Origin of the sequence: Ochrobactrum sp. C6C9, from assembly GCF_022627935.1 — a bacterium.
In the GTDB taxonomy this organism is placed as follows: domain Bacteria; phylum Pseudomonadota; class Alphaproteobacteria; order Rhizobiales; family Rhizobiaceae; genus Brucella; species Brucella teleogrylli.
In genome coordinates this window covers 23,520-41,461 of record NZ_JABXGB010000016.1, presented here as the reverse complement: position 1 = coordinate 41,461, position 17,942 = coordinate 23,520, and the positions used below count along the sequence as shown (strand labels likewise).

Genomic DNA, 17,942 nt, shown 5'->3' with positions numbered 1-17,942 from the left:
GTTCCCCTATTATCAGTTCGAAAGTGCCATGTCGGCGGTCCAGCCGCGTGTTTTACCGGGATTGAGCAGACCATAAGGGTCGGCCAGTTTCTTGAATTCGATCTGCACACTGTCGATCTCCTTCATGCCGCCATCCTCGATGGTATAGGCATGGGGATCGTAGATGTCGCAGCCGTCAACCTGTTCCAGCTCGCCGATGAGCTTATACATCGCGTCGCGGTCCTCGAAGCGCACCAGTGGCAGGCCGAAAATCTGCACTTCGCCTTCAAGGCGCGCCATTTCATGGTGCATATATTGCGTGTCGCCATAACGCTCGATCTGGCGATTGACCAATGCCGGGTCGAAGGGGCGCGGATAGGCGACCTGAAGATAGGTCCAGCCCGGTTCCGCCTTCAGCGCCTGAAGCGTGGTGTGGTTCCAGCCGCATTCATAGGCAGGCTGAAGGCCGGCCTTGTGCAGCTCGTCCAGCGTCATGGAGAACGACACCTGACCGTTGAACTCTGTGGCGAGCTCTGCGAACCGCTCGCGTTCTTCCGGCGCGATCATGGCGAAAACGGCATCCTTGTCGGATGGGAAAAGGTCGCCGAACTTGGTGTAGAAGCGCGCGAAGCGGCGATCCACGGTGGTCAGGAGATAGCAATCCAGGTTTTCTTCCAGCGCCTTGAGGCAGAAGTTCAGCGTTGCTTCATAGCTGTCGAAGAGCGCTGCGGTATGGATCCAGTCGGTCGCCTTGGTCAGCCCGATTTCCAGCTCCAGAATTATGCCGTTGGTGCCATAGGCATGCTGGACCTTGTGGATGTCGCGGCCCGTCAGCTCGATGATTTTCGGCTCCGGCTCGACGGTCAGAACCTTGACCGAATAGACATTGCCGTCATCGCGCAACATGCCATGTCGCAGTGATCCGATACCGCCCGAACCGCCTGAGAAGAAGCCGCCAATGGTGGCGATGCGACGGGTGGAAGGATACATCAACAGTTCTTGTCCGGTTTCGCGCACGGCGTCGTCAAGACGCGAAATGCGCGCGCCGCCTTCGACGCGCACCTTGCCCGGCTCGACGGCTATGATGCGGTCGATCTTGGTCATGTCGAGGATGATGCCGCCTTCAAGCGGAACGCACTGGCCGTAATTGCCCGTACCGCCGCCGCGAACCGTGATTGGTATGCGCAGTTTCGCGGCTGCCGCCGCCACACGGCGCACTTCGTCCTGATCCTTCGGAATGACGACGAGGTCGCCGACATAATGGCCGATATCTTCGGTCAGGATCGGGCTGTACCAGAAGTAATCGCGGGAACGCAGTTCGACCTGCTTGGGGTCGTCATAGATGCGGATGCCGTCGATTTCGGCGCGGAATGCGGCCCAGTCATAGATGCGCTGCGGGGCGACAGAATTCATGGGTTTCTCCCGTAAACATGGTCCGAGGCAACGCCGTCGCGCCAGACACGGCGGAGGGCTTGCGGACGGCTGATGAGATCATTGAGGTCTTCGGCATCGTGCCAGATGAAATTGGCGGCACCGCCTGCGGACAGCGCCTGCACGCGCTCGCTCCTGATCAGGCGCGCGGGCAGGGTGGTGATGCTGTCGAGCCATTCTTCCGGCTCCAGATGGCAGACAGGTGCCGCAAGGCGCAGGATCGCGAGCGGATCATAGTCGCCATAGGGGTAAAAGGCATCGCGTACATTGTCGGAGCCAAGCATGGTTTCCACACCGGCCAGACGCGCTTCTTTCAGCGGGGCCACACCACGAAGACGCGGCGATTTTCCGCCGATCCGGTCTTGCAGATAGAGATTGGTGGTGGGTAGCGAGACAAGCGCGACACCTGCTTGCGCGGCGGCATCCAGAATACGCGTGAGTTCATCCACTGTTCGCAGCGAAAGCGAGCAGGCATGGCCGCACAAAACGCGGCCCGCCATATGATGCCGTGCGCTCGCATTGACAATCAGCGAAAATCCGTCCGCTTCAACATCCAGACCTTCATCAACATGAAAGTCGAGATCGAGATCGTTTTCGACAGCGAGACGGAACATTTCCTCTATCTTGGCTGCAAGATCGGCATTGCGATAGAAAAACGCGCCAAACACACCGCCATCGGCCTTCACGTGGGTCGCAATGTCACTGCCTGCTTCCAGAACCAGATCGCCGTGAACAAGGGCCGCAAGTTGAAGATCAATGCGGTCTTTCCATTCCTGTCGCAATTCGTTGAGAACAGGCCAGGCGGTCGGAACTTCCGGGCTGGTCCAATCCACATGGCTGCGAATAGCGCCGACGCCCTGCGCAAAAGCCGCCTCAAGGCCGCGCGTGGCGCGGGTGCGGATGTCTTCGGCGTTCCAGTTCTGGCGGTCGGTGTTCATCAGGTCGATGGCATCGAACAGGCACTCGACCTTCGTGTCGCCATTCTGCGCGATGCGCTGGATGGTGAACGTCTTGTCGAGATGCACATGCACATCGGCCAAAAGCGGCGTGACGCACCCGCCGCCTGTCGCTTGCGACGACGTGATCGCGGCAATGCGTCCATGCTCGACGGTGATGTCGTGGCGGCCCGGACGGCCCGCGATGGCGACGCCATTCAACATATCAGCGGTCCCGGCGAATTTCGCTTTCGTGCCAGCGTCCTAGGACAAGGCGCGACAGCCAGCTGGTGATCAGGAAGATCACGATACCCAGCAGCGAAACGAGGAAAAGCGCCGCAAACATGCGCGGGATTTCATTACGGAAGCTCGATTCCAGAATACGCGAGGCAAGGCCGGTGCTCTGGCCTGCGGTGCCTGCGACGAATTCAGCCACCACGGCGCCGATCAGCGACAGGCCACCGGCGATTTTCAGGGCCGCCATGAAATAGGGCAGCGCGCTCGGGGCCAGCAGATAGCGCAGGCGCTGCCACGGCGAGGCGCGATAAAGCTTGAACAGATCGCGCAGATTGTGGTCGGCGCTGCGCAGTCCGATCACCGTATTGGACAGAATCGGGAAGAAAGCGACAATCCACGCGCAGATAAGCAGGGCCGAGAAAGTATCGCGCACATAGATCAGGATCAGCGGCGCGATGGCGATGACCGGCGTCACCTGAAGGATGACGGCGAAGGGGAAGAACGCCATTTCGATCGGACGCGAAAGCGCAAACACCATGCCGAGCAAAACGCCGCCAATGATGGCGCAGGCCAGCGAGATGAGCGTCAGCTTGACGGTGAACCACATGGAGGCCATCAGCGACGGGCCGTCCTTGAACAGCGTTTCGGCAATCAGTGACGGGGCCGGGATCAGGTAATGTGGCACTTCATAGAAGCGCACCAGACCTTCCCAGATGCCGAGCGCGATAATGATCGCCAGCGTCGGCATGAGAATGCGCAGCGTGCGTTCGCGTCGTGCGAGACGATCCTGTTCGGAATTGAGGACTGGCAGTTCGTTTTGCATCTGGTTCATTTGCATGTCCTCAGTGATCGATATCTTCAGAGGAAAGCGTCGCGGTCAGCGTATCGGAAACCTTGGCGCAATATTTCGCGTAAGAATCCGTGGTGCGGTAGTTTTCGGCCCGCGGATAAGTGCCGATGATGGGAATGTCCGCGACGACACGACCCGGACGCGCCGCCATCACGATCACGCGGTTGGAGAGATAGACCGACTCATAGACGCTGTGGGTGACGAAGATCACGGTCAGTCCGTGTTCCTGCCACAGCCGCAACACGTCATTATTGAGCTTGAAGCGCGTCATCTCGTCGAGCGCTGCAAAAGGCTCGTCCATCAAAAGCAGGCGCGGGCGAGTCACCAATGCGCGCGCAATGGAAACGCGCATTTTCATGCCTCCCGAAAGCTCCCGCGGAAAGGCATTGGCAAAACGCGACAGGCCAACCTGCGTCAGCACTTCTTCAATGCGGGGCTTGGCTTCCTTGCGCGAAACGCCGGAAAGCCGCAGCGGCAGATAGACATTGTCATAGACGCTGGCCCAGGGCATCAGCGTCGGCTCCTGAAACACAAAGCCGATAGCCTGTGCGCCGGAAGGACCCTTGCCGGGCGCATGACCATTGACGCGAATTTCGCCAGCCGAGACCGATTCCAGTCCGGCGATCATGCGCAGCGCCGTGCTCTTGCCGCAGCCCGAAGGCCCAAGAAAGCTGACGAACTGGCCTTGCTCGATCTTGAGCGACATGTCGTTCACGGCCATGACGCCGGTGCCGTACTGCTTGTAGACGCCGTTGATGTCGATCAGTGGTGACTGGTTCTGCGAGTTGGGGGCCACGCTCATCGTCCTTACCAAGCGGGATTTTTGTCGAGCCAGGAGAGCGGCGCGCGCTCAATCTCGCCCAGCGCTTCAATCAGCCGGTCGGCAGCAAAATCGATGGTCTTGCGACCCTTTTCAGCGGTGGCAATCGATGCGTTGCCGGCTGCGCCATAGGCATTGATATCCTGCATCTGCCATGCGGGCTTGGCGCCGCCGCCAAGGCTGATGTGCTTGTATTCGTCGGCGAAAACTTCGGTCAGCGTGCGGAAATCCTGCGCCTTTTCCATCACCACCAGATCGGGATGCATTTCCAGCATCACCGATGTTTCCATGTCGCCAGCATGAATGCCATGCTTCAGGTCATGCTCGCTGTAAACGCCATCGGGCATGCCCAGGCCGAACCAGTTGAGGCAGAAGACCATCATATTGTGCTGCACGCGCAATTCGCGGGCGACAATGTCCATCACCGGAATATTGCCGCCATGGCTGTTGAACAGCACCATCTTGCGCACGCCGCTTGCCGCCACGCAGGTGCCTATCTCGCACCACATGCGGATGACAGTTTCGACTGAAAAGGTCAGCGTGCCGGGATAGCGCTTGTGTTCATTGCTCTTGGCAATGGCCTGTGTCGGCAGGAACAGAACCTTACTCGTGTCCGGCAAGCGTTTGATCAGTTCCGCCACCATGCCATCCGCGACGGCGGCATCCACGCACATCGGTAGATGCGGTCCGTGCTGCTCGATTGCGCCAACAGGCAACACCGCCACGAGCTTGTCGCGCTCAAGGCGCGAAAACGCCTCGCTCGTGTAATCGGACCAATATCGTTTCAAGGTGGCGCTCCAAATTTTGTCTTGAAGCAGCAACCTTACTAAACAATCTGACCGATTGGTCAAACTAAATGTTTAAAAATTGCGAGCCGCGTGCAATTAAGATGTGAATCCGTGGTAGATGCGCCACGCGACAGACCAGCACATGACTATGATGCGCGGAAATTTCCGGAGGTCCTATGGACGAGAGATGCATTATTATTGGCGCGGGCCATGCGGGCTCGCAGGCCGCAATCAGCCTTCGTCAGGAAGGCTATGCCGGAGACATCGTGCTCATCAACGATGAGACGGATATTCCCTATCATAAGCCGCCGCTTTCCAAATCCTATCTCAAGGCACCGGAGCATGGCGGCCTGGTGCTGCGTCCGGAAAGCGCCTATCGCGACAATAATATCGAGATGTTGTTCGGGCATCGGGTCGAAGGCGTATCGCTGACCGACCGCACGGTGACCCTTGATGACGGTCGCGTGCTGCACTGGTCTGATCTGGTCTTTGCAACCGGTGCCCGCGCGCGCGTTCCCGACATGCCGGGCGTCGATCTTGACGGTGTCGTCACGCTGCGCCGGATGGAAGATGCGCGCCGCATTGCTGGCCTCATGCCCACCATCAGCAATGTCGTGATCATCGGCGGCGGCTTCATCGGGCTTGAAATGGCACATAGCGCGATGGCGCTCGGCAAGAATACCGTGCTGATCGAGGCCGCGCCGCGTGTTCTTGGCCGCTCGGTCGCGACACAAATCTCTGCACATGTCGAAACGCGCAGCCGCGCCGCGGGAATTACGCTGCACACCGGGCTTGGTGTGATGGCAATCGAAGGCGAAAACGGTCGCGTGACCGGTGTAAAGGCAGCAGATGGGGCCGTGTTCCCGGCGGATATGGTTGTTATCGGCACCGGCGCGCTGCCCAATGTCGAACTCGCTGCCGCAGCCGGACTCGTCACCGACAATGGCATTGTCGTGGATGAAAAGATGCGCACATCAGCGGATCATGTCTACGCCATCGGCGATTGCGTGAGCTACGACCATTTTCATGCCGGTCGCCGCGTGCGGCTGGAATCGGTGCAGAACGCGACCGATCAGGCCAAGCATGTGGCCCGCAGCATTGTCGGGCGCGCCACGCCGTTCCGCGAAGTGGCGTGGTTCTGGTCTGATCAGGGCGACATGAAGCTCCAGACGGCAGGCCTGTCATTTGAAGCAGATCGTCATATTCTGTCAGGCAATCCCGATGATAATGCCTTTTCGATCTTCCATTTTGCCGGTGACAGGCTGGTGGCGGTTGATTCCATCAATCGCCCGGCCGACCACATGATCGCCCGCCGCCTGCTGGCGGCCGGGATCACCCCCACGGAAGCCGACATTGCCGCGGGTGCGCCGCGCCTGAAGGAACTTCTGGCCAGCGCCCCCAAATCATAAGGATCGTTCGATGAGCACTTTGCAACATTTGCTGCCTGCCGACATGGCGGCACCCTTCGCCGCCTATAGTCATGGCGTGAAGGTGCAAGCCGGTGCCGAACTGGTGTTCTGCTCCGGCCAGCTCGGTATCGCGCCGGATGGAAGCGTGCCCGAAGATGCGGCCGCGCAAGCCGAGCTTTGCTTCGAGAATATCCGTCGCATTTTGCGCGATGGCGGCATGGATCTTTCCAATGTCGTGCGCATCAACGCCTATGTGACGGATCGCGCCTATATGCGCCCCTATATGGACGTGCGCGACAGGCTGTTTCCGCAGCCAGCGCCCGCCTCGACGCTGATGATCGTTTCCGGCTTTACCCGCGAGGAATTCAAGGTCGAAATCGAAGTCGTCGCCGCAAGTTGATCTCTCGCGCGCATCTTATCCGAAAACCGCTTCGCGCTTTTCGGGATGCGCTTTCGAACTTTACGCGTGACAAGAAGGCGTATCGCCTTTGCATGAAATGGGTGGTAGGTGTGCGAGACTCCTACACTCCCTTCAGGCCTATTCATGTCACAATTTCAGTCTTCCGCTGCGATGCGGAAATCTTCGCCACGCTCGTCCCAACGCATGGCGGAAATCGCGCTTGCCATTGGTGGCTTCGGCATCGGCACCGGCGAGTTCGCCATCATGGCACTGCTCCCGGATATTGCCCGCGACCTCAACGTCACGATCCCGCAGGGCGGACATCTCATCAGTTCTTATGCACTGGGCGTGCTGATCGGCGCGCCGGTGCTGGCCGTCATCGGCGCGAAGCTCGACCGCCGCAAGCTCCTGTTCCTGCTGATGGGCCTGTTTGCCTTTGGCAATCTCGCCAGCGCTTTCATGCAGGATTATTCCAGCCTTTATATAATGCGTTTTATCGCAGGCTTCCCACATGGCGCTTATTTCGGCGTCGCATCGCTGGTTGCCGCATCGCTGGCCGAGCCGGGCAAGCGCGCGCAGGCGGTTGGGCGTGTCATGATGGGCCTGACGATTGCCACGCTGTGCGGCACGCCGCTGGCCACATGGCTGGGGCAGGTGGCGGGTTGGCGCGCCATGTTCGGCGCGGTCGGCCTGATCGCCATTCTGACCATGGTGATGGTGACGCTTTATGTGCCAAAGCTGCCCGCCGCAGAAGGCGCATCGCCGCTGCGTGAGCTGGGTGCGCTGCGCCGCAAACAGGTGCTGCTAACGCTTGCCATTGGCGCCATCGGCACGGGCGGGCTGTTTTCCGTCTTTTCCTATGTCGCCGCCACCGTGACGGAAGTTTCACATATCGATATGAAATGGATGCCGCTGGTCTTTGTCATGTTCGGTCTCGGCATGGTGCTGGGCAACATCGTCGGCTCCCGGCTGACTGACCGTTCCGTCATGGGAACCGTTGGGATCGTGCTGCTTTATGACATGGCGGTGATGCTGGCATTCCCGCTGCTGATGCAGCATCCGCTCACCGCTTTCCTCAATGTGCTTCTGGTCGGCGGCGGTTTTGCGCTGGTGCCTGCACTGCAAACCCGCCTGATGGATGTCGCAGCCGATGCCCAGACGCTCGCTGCGGCGCTCAACCATTCAGCGCTCAATCTCGCCAATGCACTCGGTGCATGGCTCGGCGGACTGGCAATTGCATGGGGCTATGGCTGGACATCGACCGGTACGGTCGGCGCGCTTTTGGCTCTGGCCGGTCTGGTTGTGTTCGGAATTTCGATGCTGCTGGATCGGGGAACTGCGACGACGCCTGCCTCACAGGAAAGCTGAACAGGTCGGCGCAAACGAAAACACCCGTCGCGGGAGGAGCGACGGGTGCTTATGGGGAAGACCGGACAATGGGGGGAGGAGGATGTCCGGTCTTTGGATCGCCAGGGAAAAATGGGAGGAGGAAACCCCGGCGATAACTCGTTTGAGCCATTGAATGCTCTGGAAACTATAAGGACCGCGCGGTTTGGAGGACGCGATCCTGAAAGAAGGCTGATGCCTTCGGATGGCGCTTTTCCCGCTGATTAGCGAGCAGCAGCCTTGCGTGCGACGAACGGAATTTCCGAAGGCAGGATGCCGAGGTCGTTCAGTTCACGTGGGCTCAGGCGGCTCAGTTCGTTTACGGTTGTACGGTAACGGCGCCAGTTGTTGTACGAGCGGATCAGGTTCATTTCTCTCACCTAGTAAAATCTATCTCTCTGTGTTGCAGACAGCATATAGGCTGGTGCGATCTGAAAAAGGAGAGCCAGATTTGCATAGCTGATGTGCAATTAAGCTTGGAGATTGCATGTTTTTTACGCAGATCGGTCATTATGTTATCACAATTGCCGTTCTCCATGGCCAAATCACCAAATTTGAGGCCGTAAAGAGCCTCCATCGCTATCATTTTCCGCATAGCTAGTGAAAATCTCCGATTTATACATGCATGTCGGCTGATCCTTGGGCGGCGGGCGCAATGGCTCAAGTTTTGTCGCAAAACTTCTGGAAATTGTCGGTTGAAGACTACAATTCTACATGACTCCCAAAGCGGATTAAGCTAAGGGATTTGTGTCGGGTGCCGAAGCATGCGTTTTACAAATGCTTTTTCACTGTCTGTCTGCGGGAGAGCGCCAATTGGCCGCCGAAGGGGAAATCGCCCGAAATCTCTCAGGTACAAGGAACCGCAGACGGGTAAGACAACTCTGGAAAGTCGGGGGAAACTCCGCGCCGAAGGTGTAAGTATAGCGCTTTGCTATGCGAGTCTCTCAGGCCTGAGACAGAGGGGCACGAAGCTACCGCATTTTGCGGAAGGCACACGTGCGACTCTGGAGTTGTTATGGGCGATACCGCACATTTGAATATCCTGCCTTTGCAGGACTTGCATGAACAGGCTGGCGCGCGCTTTGGCGGCTTTGCCGGCTGGAACATGCCGATCACCTATCCGCTGGGCGTCATGAAGGAACATCTCCATACGCGTGACCATGCGGGCCTTTTCGACATTTCTCATATGAAGCTGGTCGAAGTTTCCGGCAGCGATGCCGCAGCGCTTCTGGCGGAAACCTGCCCGCTCGACCCGACCGTGCTGAAGCCTGGCCAGTCGAAATACACTTTCTTCCTTAATGACAAGGGCGGCATTCTGGACGATCTCATCGTCACGCGTCTTGGCGACGACCGCTTCATGGTCGTCGCCAATGCGGGTAATGCCGAGGCCGATATCGAGCATTTGAACGAAGCCGCTTCCGGCAAACAGGTTACGGTCAATCCGCTCGACCGCGTATTCCTCGCCATTCAAGGGCCGGAAGCCGAAAGCGTTATTAACGATGCCGGTCTTACCGGTGCTGCCGATCTCGCCTTCATGAGCGGCTTTGAGCCGAAGCCGGGCTGGTTCATGACCCGCTCGGGCTATACCGGCGAAGACGGTTTTGAAATCGGCCTGCCTGCCGATGAGGCGCGCGCGCTGGCGACCAAGCTTCTCGCCGACGAACGCGTTGCGTGGATCGGCCTTGCCGCTCGCGACAGCCTGCGCCTCGAAGCCGGGCTTTGCCTGCACGGACAGGACATCACGCCGGAAACCGATCCGGTCTCCGCCGGTCTCACCTGGGCGATCACCAAGGCCGTGCGCGAGAAAGCCGCCTTCAACGGTGCCAAGCCAGTGCTCGACACTATTGCCAAGGGCGCTGCCGCCAAGCGCGTCGGCCTCAAGCCGGAAGGCCGGCAGCCGGTACGCGGCGGCGCAGACCTGTTCGATGAAAGCGGCCGCCAGATCGGCACGGTCACATCGGGCGGCTTTGGTCCCTCCGCCGGTTTCCCGGTCGCCATGGGCTATGTCGAGGCCAGCCTCGCCACGCCCGGCACACGTATTTTCGCTGAAGTTCGCGGCAACAAGGTTCCCGTTGACGTTTCGGCGCTTCCCTTCACACCGCATCGCTATCGCAAAGGATAATTTCCATGGCCAAAATCCTGTTCACCGAAGATCACGAGTGGATCAGCGTCGAAAACGGCGTCGCCACTGTCGGCATAACGATCCACGCACAGGAACAGCTGGGCGACCTCGTTTTCGTCGAGCTGCCGGAAGTCGGTCGCACCGTTTCCAAGGGCGAGGGCGTCGTGGTTGTGGAATCGGTCAAGGCCGCTTCCGACGTTTATGCGCCGGTTGACGGCGAAGTGGTGGAAGTCAACGAAGCCGTGTCGTCCGATCCGGCTCTGATCAATCAGGCTGCCGAAGGCGATGGCTGGCTGTTCAAGCTGAAGCTTTCGGATGAAGGCCAGCTTTCCGGTCTGCTCGACAAGGCCGGTTACGACGCTCTGGTAGGATAAAGCGATGACCCAGCAGGTTCTTCCCTTTGTTGCCCGTCATATCGGGCCGAGAATTGAAGACGAGCGCGCCATGCTGGCCGCGCTCGGCCTTCCTTCCATGGAAACCCTCATCACGCAGGCCGTTCCGGCGTCCATCCGTCTCAACCGCGCTCTGGATTTGCCAGCGCCGTTGAGCGAACATGCGGCGCTGGCCGAATTGAATGAAATCATGGGCCGCAACGTGGTGAAGAAGAGCTTCATCGGTGCGGGCTATCATGGCGTGCATACGCCGCCGGTGATCCAGCGCAATCTGTTTGAAAATCCAGCCTGGTACACGGCTTATACGCCTTACCAGTCGGAAATCAGCCAGGGCCGTCTGGAGCTGCTGTTCCACTTCCAGACGCTGGTTGCCGAGCTGACCGGCCTGCCGGTTGCCTGCGCCTCGCTGCTCGATGAAGCAACCGCCGTTGCGGAAGCTGTCGGCGTTGCCTGCCGTCATCATCGCGACAAGCGCAGCCGCGTGCTTCTGGCGGGCGATCTGCATCCGCAGACCGTCGATGTCGTCAACACGCGCGCCGAGCCGCTCGGCTGGCTGGTTGAAGCTGGCAGCACTGTCGATGACAACACCGCTGCGGTCATCGTGCCGTGGCCGGATACCAAGGGCGTTTATGGCAACTTCACCGGCGTTATCGCCGATGCAAAAGCCAAGGGTGCGCTGGTTATCGCCGTTGCCGATCCGCTGGCGCTGACCATCATGGAAGCTCCTGTCAAATGGGGTGCCGACATGGCTGTCGGTTCCATGCAGCGTTACGGCGTGCCGATGGGCTTTGGCGGCCCGCATGCCGCTTATCTCGCCGTGTCCGAGCCGCTCACCCGCATCATTCCGGGCCGCATTGTCGGCCAGTCGGTCGATGCGCATGGCCGCGCGGCCTATCGGCTGGCGCTCCAGACCCGCGAACAGCACATCCGTCGCGATAAGGCGACCTCGAACATCTGCACTGCGCAGGCGCTGCTCGCCAATATGGCTGCATCCTATGCCATCTGGCACGGTCCGGCTGGTTTGCAGGCGATTGCCACACGCATTGCCGCTCTTGCTGCCCGTTTTGCTGCCGGTCTCAAGGCCGCTGGTGTCGAAATCGCAGGCGAAAGCCTGTTCGATACGGTTTCGGTCAAGGTCGCCGGCAAGGCTGCGAAAATCGCTGACGAGGCCGACAAGGGCGGTCGTCTGCTGCGCATCATCGATGCCGACACGGTTGGCGTGACCTTCGACGAAACCTCGACCGAAGACGATCTTGCGGCACTCGCCGTTCTGTTCGGCGCGAAGGTAGTCGAAGGCGACGCGGTTCTCGTTCCGGGCAAGGGACGCGGTGAGGGCTTCCTGACGCAGGATGTGTTCCATTCGCACCGTTCGGAAACCGAGATGATGCGCTTCCTGCGTCGTCTGGCCGACAAGGATCTGGCGCTTGACCGCGCGATGATCCCGCTTGGTTCCTGCACCATGAAGCTCAATGCGGCGGCAGAAATGATGCCGGTGAGCTGGAACACGGTTGCGAACCTGCATCCCTTCGCACCTGCGGCACAGACCGAAGGCTATGCGAAGATGACGGCTGACGTCGAAGCATGGCTTTGCGAAATCACCGGCTTTGCAGGTGTTTCGCTGCAGCCGAATGCGGGCAGCCAGGGCGAATATGCCGGTCTCTTGGCCATCCGCCACTATCACCAGTCGCGTGGTGAAGGTCATCGCAACATTTGCCTGATCCCGTCGTCTGCGCATGGCACCAATCCGGCCAGCGCCTCGATGGCAGGCATGAGCGTTGTCGTGGTCAATTGCCGCCCGGATGGCGACATCGATATCGATGACCTCAAGGCCAAGGCCGAGAAGCATCGCGATAATCTTGCCGCCTTCATGATCACCTATCCGTCGACCTATGGCGTGTTCGAAGAAGGCATCAAGGCTTTCTGCGAAATCGTCCATGACAATGGCGGTCAGGTCTATTTCGACGGCGCAAACCTCAATGCACTCGTTGGCCTTGCGCGTCCATGCGATATCGGCGCCGATGTCTGCCATATGAACCTGCACAAGACCTTCTGCATTCCGCATGGCGGCGGCGGTCCGGGTGTCGGTCCGATCGGCGTTGCCAAACATCTGGTGCCTTATCTGCCAGGCCACGTTGATCTTGGTTCCAAGCACGCCGTTTCGGCAGCTCCCTTCGGCAGCGCGTCTATTCTGGTCATTACGTGGATGTATATCCGCATGATGGGCGGTGCAGGTCTTAAAAAGGCGACCGAAGCTGCGATCCTCAATGCCAACTACATCGCGCATCGCTTGAAGGACGCTTATCCGATCCTTTATACGGGCGCGCATGACCGCGTGGCGCATGAGTGCATCGTGGATACGCGTGTTCTCAAGGATAGCGCGGGCGTAACCGTGGAAGATGTGGCCAAGCGCCTCATCGACTATGGTTTCCATGCGCCGACCATGTCGTGGCCGGTTGCGGGTACGCTGATGATCGAGCCGACAGAATCCGAGCCGAAGTCGGAAATCGACCGTCTCTGCGACGCTATGATTGCCATTGCTGGTGAGGCGAAGAAGATCGCCGAGGGTGTCTGGCCGCAGGATGACAATCCTCTTGCCAACGCACCGCACACGGCAGGCGATACGCTGGCCAGCGAATGGACGCATCCTTACACCCGTGAGGAAGCGGTGTTCCCGGCCATTGCCTTGGGCGGCGAATTCGACGCCACGGCAAAATACTGGCCGCCGGTCAGCCGCGTGGACAATGTCGGCGGCGACAGAAACCTCATCTGCTCGTGCCCGCCGGTTGCAGCCTACGGTTGATTGCCAGTTGGATGACTGAAAACACGAAGGCGCCGCAGAAATGCGGCGCTTTTTTCTGTCCGGTTTGTTGGGGTTTTCAGAAAACGCCGCTTTTGCAATTATCTGCTGATCGCAAATAGAAGAAAACATATCGGACGGATTTATCATGAAGATAATAGTTTTAGTCTTGTCTCTCTTTCCGATCTTTATCGGCTTTTCTTCCAGAGCGGCGTTCGCGAAGGATAATGCTGCCAGATTAGAATCCACATTACAGTGCTGGCGCTACGGCGAGAAATTGTGTTGTTTTGATCATTACGGTGAGAATGTATGCTTCCCGAGAATGTGAAGCATTTATTATAATTCAAATATTGAAGCTCTACTGCGGTGGAGCTTCTTTTATTTGGCGCTACAGGAATTCAGGCAAAAAAAGAGCCGGACTAGGAAGTCCGGCTTAGTTATGAAGGTGCCACTTGGGCAAACCTCCAGAGGGGAACACTTACCGCGCGCAATGGGAGGAGGCACAGCGGTAAGTAACCCCGATATGGATCAGTCAGCCGCATTGTTCAACCCCTTAGTCGACTTTTTTTGTCGATTTCGGAAGATTATGAACTTTTTCACGGGTTTATGATCGCGCTACCGCAATGCAAACGGGGGTTGTGTTTCATTTCGGTTCAGGTTGCGGCACAGAAAAATTCAAAATCTTTTCCGTGGGATAGGGCGTGAGTCGCCCCGGCCTGTCTGCCGCGGTTCGTCAGCCGTGCCTTAATTGCTCCCATAAACGCATGAAATCGTTAGAATAATTCTAAAACATTCCTAGCGTGGTCATGTTCATTTGTCTTGCAGTGGGTGTAAGCTAATTATAAAAGGTGACCAATTGACGAAGGCTTAGGCTGATCGAGAACTGGTCAAAAGGGGCGGGCCGGTTTCTCTGTCTGTTTGGATAGAACGAAATGCTCGTACCGTTTCTCATCATGTTCCGCGAAGGCGTGGAGGCAGCGCTGATCGTTGGTATCATCGCGAGCTATCTGCATCAGACGGGACGCAGCGCCTGGATGCCCGTTGTCTGGATCGGCATTCTTCTGGCGCTTGCCATGTCGCTGACCGTTGGCGCGATCCTGCAAATTCTGAGCGCAGAGTTTCCGCAAAAGGCGCAGGAACTGTTCGAAGCCATCATTGGATTGATCGCCGTTTTCGTGCTGACTTCCATGGTGTTCTGGATGCGCAAGGCAGCGCGCTCGATCAAGGCCGAGCTGCATCATTCCATCGACGCTGCTTTTGAAACGCCGACGCATAAGGGCGTCGGCCTTATCCTGATGGTGTTTTTCGCTGTTGCCCGCGAGGGGCTGGAGTCGGTCTTCTTCCTGCTGGCCGCATTCCAGCAAAGCGAAGGCGCTGCCGCCCCGCTCGGTGCGCTTCTGGGTGTGCTGCTTGCCGCTGTCGTCGGCTATGCCATCTTCAAGGGTGGTTTGAAGCTCAATCTGCGCCGTTTCTTCCGCTGGACTGGCGTTTTCATCCTGATTATCGCCGCCGGTATTCTGGCCAATTCGGTGATGGCGTTGCACGAAGCCGGTCTCTGGAACCATTTCCAGACGGTGGTTTTCGACGCAAGCGACATTCTACCGCTGGACAGCACGCTCGGTTCGGTTCTGGCCGGTATCTTCGGCTATATCGCAACGCCGACGGTTAGCGAAGTCGTGGCCTATGTCGCCTTCCTTGTTCCAGCACTCGTTCTTTTCCTGATGCCATCCTCCGCGCCTGTTCAGGGCGCTGAGGCCAAGCATAGCGCTTAGTCGAAGAGATTTTTCATGACGAACCCTAAAGCCACCGAACCTTTCTCCCGCAATCTGGTTCGCATCGGGCTGGTGCTGGCCGTGCTGCTGCTCGTGGCGGCGGGGGCGGCCTTCTATTACGCCTCCCGCGTTTCGGACAAGGCGCGCCATGCCGATGCAGAAGGCAAAATTCAGGTGGCGATCAATGCCAAAAGCTGCGAGCCGAACGAGTTGTCCGTTCCGGCGGGCCGCTCGGTGTTCGAGATCGTCAACAAGTCCGACCGCACCGTCGAGTGGGAAATTCTGGATGGCGTCATGGTGCTGGAAGAGCGCGAAAATATCGCGCCCGGTTTCAAGCAGACAATCACGGCAAAGCTTGCGCCCGGCGAATATCAGATCACCTGCGGCCTGCTGTCCAACCCGCGTGGCAAGCTGACGGTGACGCCGTCCGCTGCCAGCGATGCCGAGAAGGGCAAGAAGCTGCCACTGACCGCCTTCATCGGCGCGCTGGCGGAATACCAGATTTATCTTGCAGCAGAAGTGGCTGAATTCCAGAAGGAGACAGGCGATCTGTCGGCTGCTGTCACCAGCGGCAATCTGGAAGCAGCGCAGGCAGCCTATGGTCCGGCCCGCGCCGCCTATGCCCGCATTGCGCCGGTTTCCGAAGCCTTCTCCGATCTCGATACGGCCATCAATGCGCGCGCTGATTATTTTGAAAAGCGTGAGCAGGATGCTGCTTTTGGCGGCCTGCATCGTATCGAATACGGGCTGTTCGAGCAGAAATCGGCAGACGGTCTGGCTCCGGTCGCGACTAAGCTGGCGCAGGATGCCGGTGCCTTGAAGGAGCGTATTCGCGCCCTGCGCATTTCGCCGGATCGCATGCTGGCAGGCACTGCATCGGCGCTTAATCGCTTTGCTTCGACGGCGGGCGATACGGGTGAAGACCGCTATGCCCACACCGATCTGCACGCATTCGCCGGTCTCGTTGAAGGCGCGGCCAAGACGGTGGATGTGTTGCGTCCCATCGTGGACAAGGTCGATGCGAAGGCATTTGAAGGCATCGACAAGGAACTGGCTGCGGTGAACGCTCTTTTGAGCGCCAATGCCGAAGGCAATGGTTTCAAGACCTATGACAATCTTTCGTCTGATGAAAAGGCGAAGATCAAGGACGGTGCCGCTTCGCTCGCCGCCCAATTCTCTAAACTCCGCGATCAATTGGGAGTGGATTAATGACCAAGAAATTTTTGAAAACCGATAATCCTGTTTCACCTTCACGCCGCGCATTGCTGCTGGGCGCTGGGGCAACCGGCGTTGCCGGCGCGGTGGCGGGCGTGTTGAACCCGCAACCGGCCCATGCACTGTCTTCCGACAGCGTGACCAACGCGCCGGAAAGCGACAAAATTCACGAAAGCCAGCCGTTCCATGGCGTTCACCAGCCGGGCATTGTCAATGCGCGTCCGGCGGCTGGCCTGGTTGCCGCCTTCGATGTTCTGGCGCGGGATCGCGGTGAACTTGAGCGCATGTTCAAACTCCTGACCGAGCGCGCTGCCTTTCTCATGAAGGGCGGCGAGCCGCCGGTGCTCGACGCAAAATTTCCGCCGTCTGATTCAGGCATTCTCGGCCCGACGGTGACGCCGGACAATTTGACGATAACGGTCGCGCTCGGCAATTCGCTGTTCGATGACCGTTTCGGCCTGAAGCCGATGAGACCGAAGCGCCTTCAGCGCATGACCGGCTTCCCCAACGATGCCTTGCAGAAGGACATCTGCCATGGCGATCTGATGATCCAGTTCTGCTCCAACACGCCGGACACCAATATTCACGCGCTTCGCGATATTATGAAGAATATGCCGGACTTGCTGATGGTGCGCTGGAAGCAGGAAGGCACTGTGCCGGTGCAGCCGCCGCATTCGCCGAAAGCCAAGGAAAGCGCGCGTAACTTCCTCGGTTTCCGCGATGGGTCGGCCAATCCGGATGCATCCGACAAGAAACTGATGCAGCAGGTTGTCTGGGTGCAGAAGGAAAGCGACGAGCCGGATTGGGCCGCCAATGGCAGCTATGTCGCGGTGCGCATCATCCGCAATATGGTGGAGCGCTGGGACCGCACGCCATTGCAGGAGCAGGAGACGATTTTCGGTCGTCGCAAGGATAGCGGTGCGCCGTTCGACGGTAAGACAGAAGCCGATGTGCCGGATTTTGCCAAGGATCACGATGGCAAGGTCACGCCGATGGATTCGCATATCCGTTTGGCCAATCCGCGTGATGCCAAGGCGCATGAGAACCTGATCCTGCGCCGTCCGTTCAACTATTCGAACGGTGTCACCAAGTCGGGCCAGCTCGATATGGGGCTGCTGTTCATTGCCTATCAGGCCAACCTCGAAAAAGGTTTCATCACGGTCCAGAACCGCCTCAATGGCGAGCCGCTGGAAGAATATATCAAGCCCATCGGCGGCGGATATTTCTTCGCGCTGCCGGGCGTGACGGACGATCAGGACTATTACGCGCGTGGATTGCTTGCGGCGAGCGGGCCGCAAAACGCCCGCGGGTGAGGTGGAGGCATTTCCCCCACAACTGCCCAAGCTGTTTGGAGAAATGCACAAACAAGATGACAGAGCGTTTTGACGGTTGAGGCCGGAGCGCTCTGT

The 17,942-nt window shown here is 58.6% G+C and carries 15 protein-coding genes and 1 riboswitch; of the genes, 9 read left to right on the top strand and 6 right to left on the bottom strand.

Translation table 11 applies throughout. The annotated features are described in order from the left end of the window. Positions 1 to 12: 12 nt before the first annotated feature. From HWD97_RS14145 to HWD97_RS14125, 5 genes are read right to left on the bottom strand one after another with little or no spacing between them, the layout of a single operon-like run. Positions 13 to 1,392, bottom strand: coding sequence for an FAD-binding oxidoreductase (locus HWD97_RS14145; RefSeq protein ID WP_109367177.1), 1,380 nt, complete (start codon positions 1,390 to 1,392; stop codon positions 13 to 15). Continuing rightward, positions 1,389 to 2,570, bottom strand: a complete 1,182-nt coding sequence (locus HWD97_RS14140; protein ID WP_109367178.1) for an amidohydrolase family protein — start codon at positions 2,568 to 2,570, stop codon at positions 1,389 to 1,391. The genes HWD97_RS14145 and HWD97_RS14140 overlap by 4 nt, the downstream gene beginning before the upstream one ends. A 1-nt stretch (position 2,571) precedes the next feature. Further along, complete coding sequence (locus HWD97_RS14135; RefSeq protein ID WP_171058738.1) at positions 2,572 to 3,414, bottom strand: ABC transporter permease; 843 nt, start codon at positions 3,412 to 3,414, stop codon at positions 2,572 to 2,574. A 10-nt stretch (positions 3,415 to 3,424) separates the two neighbouring features. Then, a complete protein-coding gene (locus HWD97_RS14130) occupies positions 3,425 to 4,234 on the bottom strand; it encodes an ABC transporter ATP-binding protein (protein ID WP_121538221.1) in 810 nt (269 codons plus the stop codon). A 5-nt stretch (positions 4,235 to 4,239) separates the two neighbouring features. Next, on the bottom strand, positions 4,240 to 5,040 hold the full coding sequence (locus tag HWD97_RS14125; protein WP_109367180.1) for a creatininase family protein: 801 nt from the start codon (positions 5,038 to 5,040) through the stop codon (positions 4,240 to 4,242). Between the two features lie 176 nt (positions 5,041 to 5,216). Between HWD97_RS14125 and HWD97_RS14120 the strand changes: the two genes are divergently transcribed. From HWD97_RS14120 to HWD97_RS14110, 3 genes are all read left to right on the top strand, one after another. Then, positions 5,217 to 6,449: an NAD(P)/FAD-dependent oxidoreductase gene (locus HWD97_RS14120; RefSeq protein WP_109367181.1), complete on the top strand. Its 1,233-nt coding sequence runs from the start codon at positions 5,217 to 5,219 to the stop codon at positions 6,447 to 6,449. Between the two features lie 10 nt (positions 6,450 to 6,459). After that, entirely contained in the window at positions 6,460 to 6,849 is a 390-nt protein-coding gene (locus HWD97_RS14115) for a RidA family protein (protein ID WP_109367182.1), read from the top strand. 264 nt (positions 6,850 to 7,113) lie between these two features. After that, positions 7,114 to 8,217: an MFS transporter gene (locus HWD97_RS14110; RefSeq protein ID WP_244597129.1), complete on the top strand. Its 1,104-nt coding sequence runs from the start codon at positions 7,114 to 7,116 to the stop codon at positions 8,215 to 8,217. Between the two features lie 242 nt (positions 8,218 to 8,459). On the opposite strand, the gene HWD97_RS14105 is transcribed toward HWD97_RS14110, so the two are convergent. Continuing rightward, entirely contained in the window at positions 8,460 to 8,606 is a 147-nt protein-coding gene (locus HWD97_RS14105; RefSeq protein WP_078336788.1) for a DUF1127 domain-containing protein, read from the bottom strand. Positions 8,607 to 9,024: 418 nt separating this feature from the next. Beyond that, a riboswitch (glycine riboswitch) is annotated at positions 9,025 to 9,108 on the top strand. Positions 9,109 to 9,250: 142 nt separating this feature from the next. Between HWD97_RS14105 and gcvT the strand changes: the two genes are divergently transcribed. The 6 genes from gcvT (at position 9,251) to efeB (ending at position 17,846) form a co-directional block, all read left to right on the top strand. Continuing rightward, the gene (gene gcvT / locus HWD97_RS14100) at positions 9,251 to 10,357 is read left to right on the top strand and encodes a glycine cleavage system aminomethyltransferase GcvT (protein WP_109367185.1); all 1,107 of its coding nucleotides are present in this window, start codon (positions 9,251 to 9,253) and stop codon (positions 10,355 to 10,357) included. Between the two features lie 5 nt (positions 10,358 to 10,362). Further along, positions 10,363 to 10,731: a glycine cleavage system protein GcvH gene (gene gcvH / locus HWD97_RS14095; protein WP_109367186.1), complete on the top strand. Its 369-nt coding sequence runs from the start codon at positions 10,363 to 10,365 to the stop codon at positions 10,729 to 10,731. Between the two features lie 4 nt (positions 10,732 to 10,735). Further along, on the top strand, positions 10,736 to 13,549 hold the full coding sequence (gcvP, locus tag HWD97_RS14090) for an aminomethyl-transferring glycine dehydrogenase (RefSeq protein ID WP_109367187.1): 2,814 nt from the start codon (positions 10,736 to 10,738) through the stop codon (positions 13,547 to 13,549). 929 nt (positions 13,550 to 14,478) lie between these two features. Further along, positions 14,479 to 15,318 carry an iron uptake transporter permease EfeU gene (gene efeU / locus HWD97_RS14085; RefSeq protein ID WP_109367188.1) on the top strand — a complete coding sequence of 280 codons (840 nt, stop codon included), beginning with the start codon at positions 14,479 to 14,481 and terminating at the stop codon, positions 15,316 to 15,318. 15 nt (positions 15,319 to 15,333) lie between these two features. Then, a complete protein-coding gene (efeO, locus tag HWD97_RS14080) occupies positions 15,334 to 16,527 on the top strand; it encodes an iron uptake system protein EfeO (RefSeq protein WP_109367189.1) in 1,194 nt (397 codons plus the stop codon). Further along, positions 16,527 to 17,846 (top strand): iron uptake transporter deferrochelatase/peroxidase subunit, encoded by a 1,320-nt coding sequence (gene efeB, locus HWD97_RS14075; RefSeq protein WP_109367190.1) that lies wholly within the window; start codon positions 16,527 to 16,529, stop codon positions 17,844 to 17,846. Before efeO ends, efeB begins: the two co-directional genes overlap by 1 nt. Positions 17,847 to 17,942: the final 96 nt, after the last annotated feature.

Excerpts from the sequence above, each read along its gene's own strand:
- efeB (WP_109367190.1), top strand. The coding sequence starts at position 16,527 with ATGACCAAGAAATTTTTGAAAACCGATAATCCTGTTTCACCTTCACGC.
- HWD97_RS14105 (WP_078336788.1), bottom strand. The coding sequence starts at position 8,606 with ATGAACCTGATCCGCTCGTACAACAACTGGCGCCGTTACCGTACAACC.
- gcvP (WP_109367187.1), top strand. The coding sequence starts at position 10,736 with ATGACCCAGCAGGTTCTTCCCTTTGTTGCCCGTCATATCGGGCCGAGA.
- HWD97_RS14135 (WP_171058738.1), bottom strand. The coding sequence starts at position 3,414 with ATGAACCAGATGCAAAACGAACTGCCAGTCCTCAATTCCGAACAGGAT.
- HWD97_RS14145 (WP_109367177.1), bottom strand. The coding sequence starts at position 1,392 with ATGAATTCTGTCGCCCCGCAGCGCATCTATGACTGGGCCGCATTCCGC.
- efeU (WP_109367188.1), top strand. The coding sequence starts at position 14,479 with ATGCTCGTACCGTTTCTCATCATGTTCCGCGAAGGCGTGGAGGCAGCG.
- gcvT (WP_109367185.1), top strand. The coding sequence starts at position 9,251 with ATGGGCGATACCGCACATTTGAATATCCTGCCTTTGCAGGACTTGCAT.
- efeO (WP_109367189.1), top strand. The coding sequence starts at position 15,334 with ATGACGAACCCTAAAGCCACCGAACCTTTCTCCCGCAATCTGGTTCGC.
- HWD97_RS14115 (WP_109367182.1), top strand. The coding sequence starts at position 6,460 with ATGAGCACTTTGCAACATTTGCTGCCTGCCGACATGGCGGCACCCTTC.
- HWD97_RS14130 (WP_121538221.1), bottom strand. The coding sequence starts at position 4,234 with ATGAGCGTGGCCCCCAACTCGCAGAACCAGTCACCACTGATCGACATC.
- HWD97_RS14140 (WP_109367178.1), bottom strand. The coding sequence starts at position 2,570 with ATGTTGAATGGCGTCGCCATCGCGGGCCGTCCGGGCCGCCACGACATC.
- HWD97_RS14120 (WP_109367181.1), top strand. The coding sequence starts at position 5,217 with ATGGACGAGAGATGCATTATTATTGGCGCGGGCCATGCGGGCTCGCAG.
- HWD97_RS14110 (WP_244597129.1), top strand. The coding sequence starts at position 7,114 with ATGGCACTGCTCCCGGATATTGCCCGCGACCTCAACGTCACGATCCCG.
- gcvH (WP_109367186.1), top strand. The coding sequence starts at position 10,363 with ATGGCCAAAATCCTGTTCACCGAAGATCACGAGTGGATCAGCGTCGAA.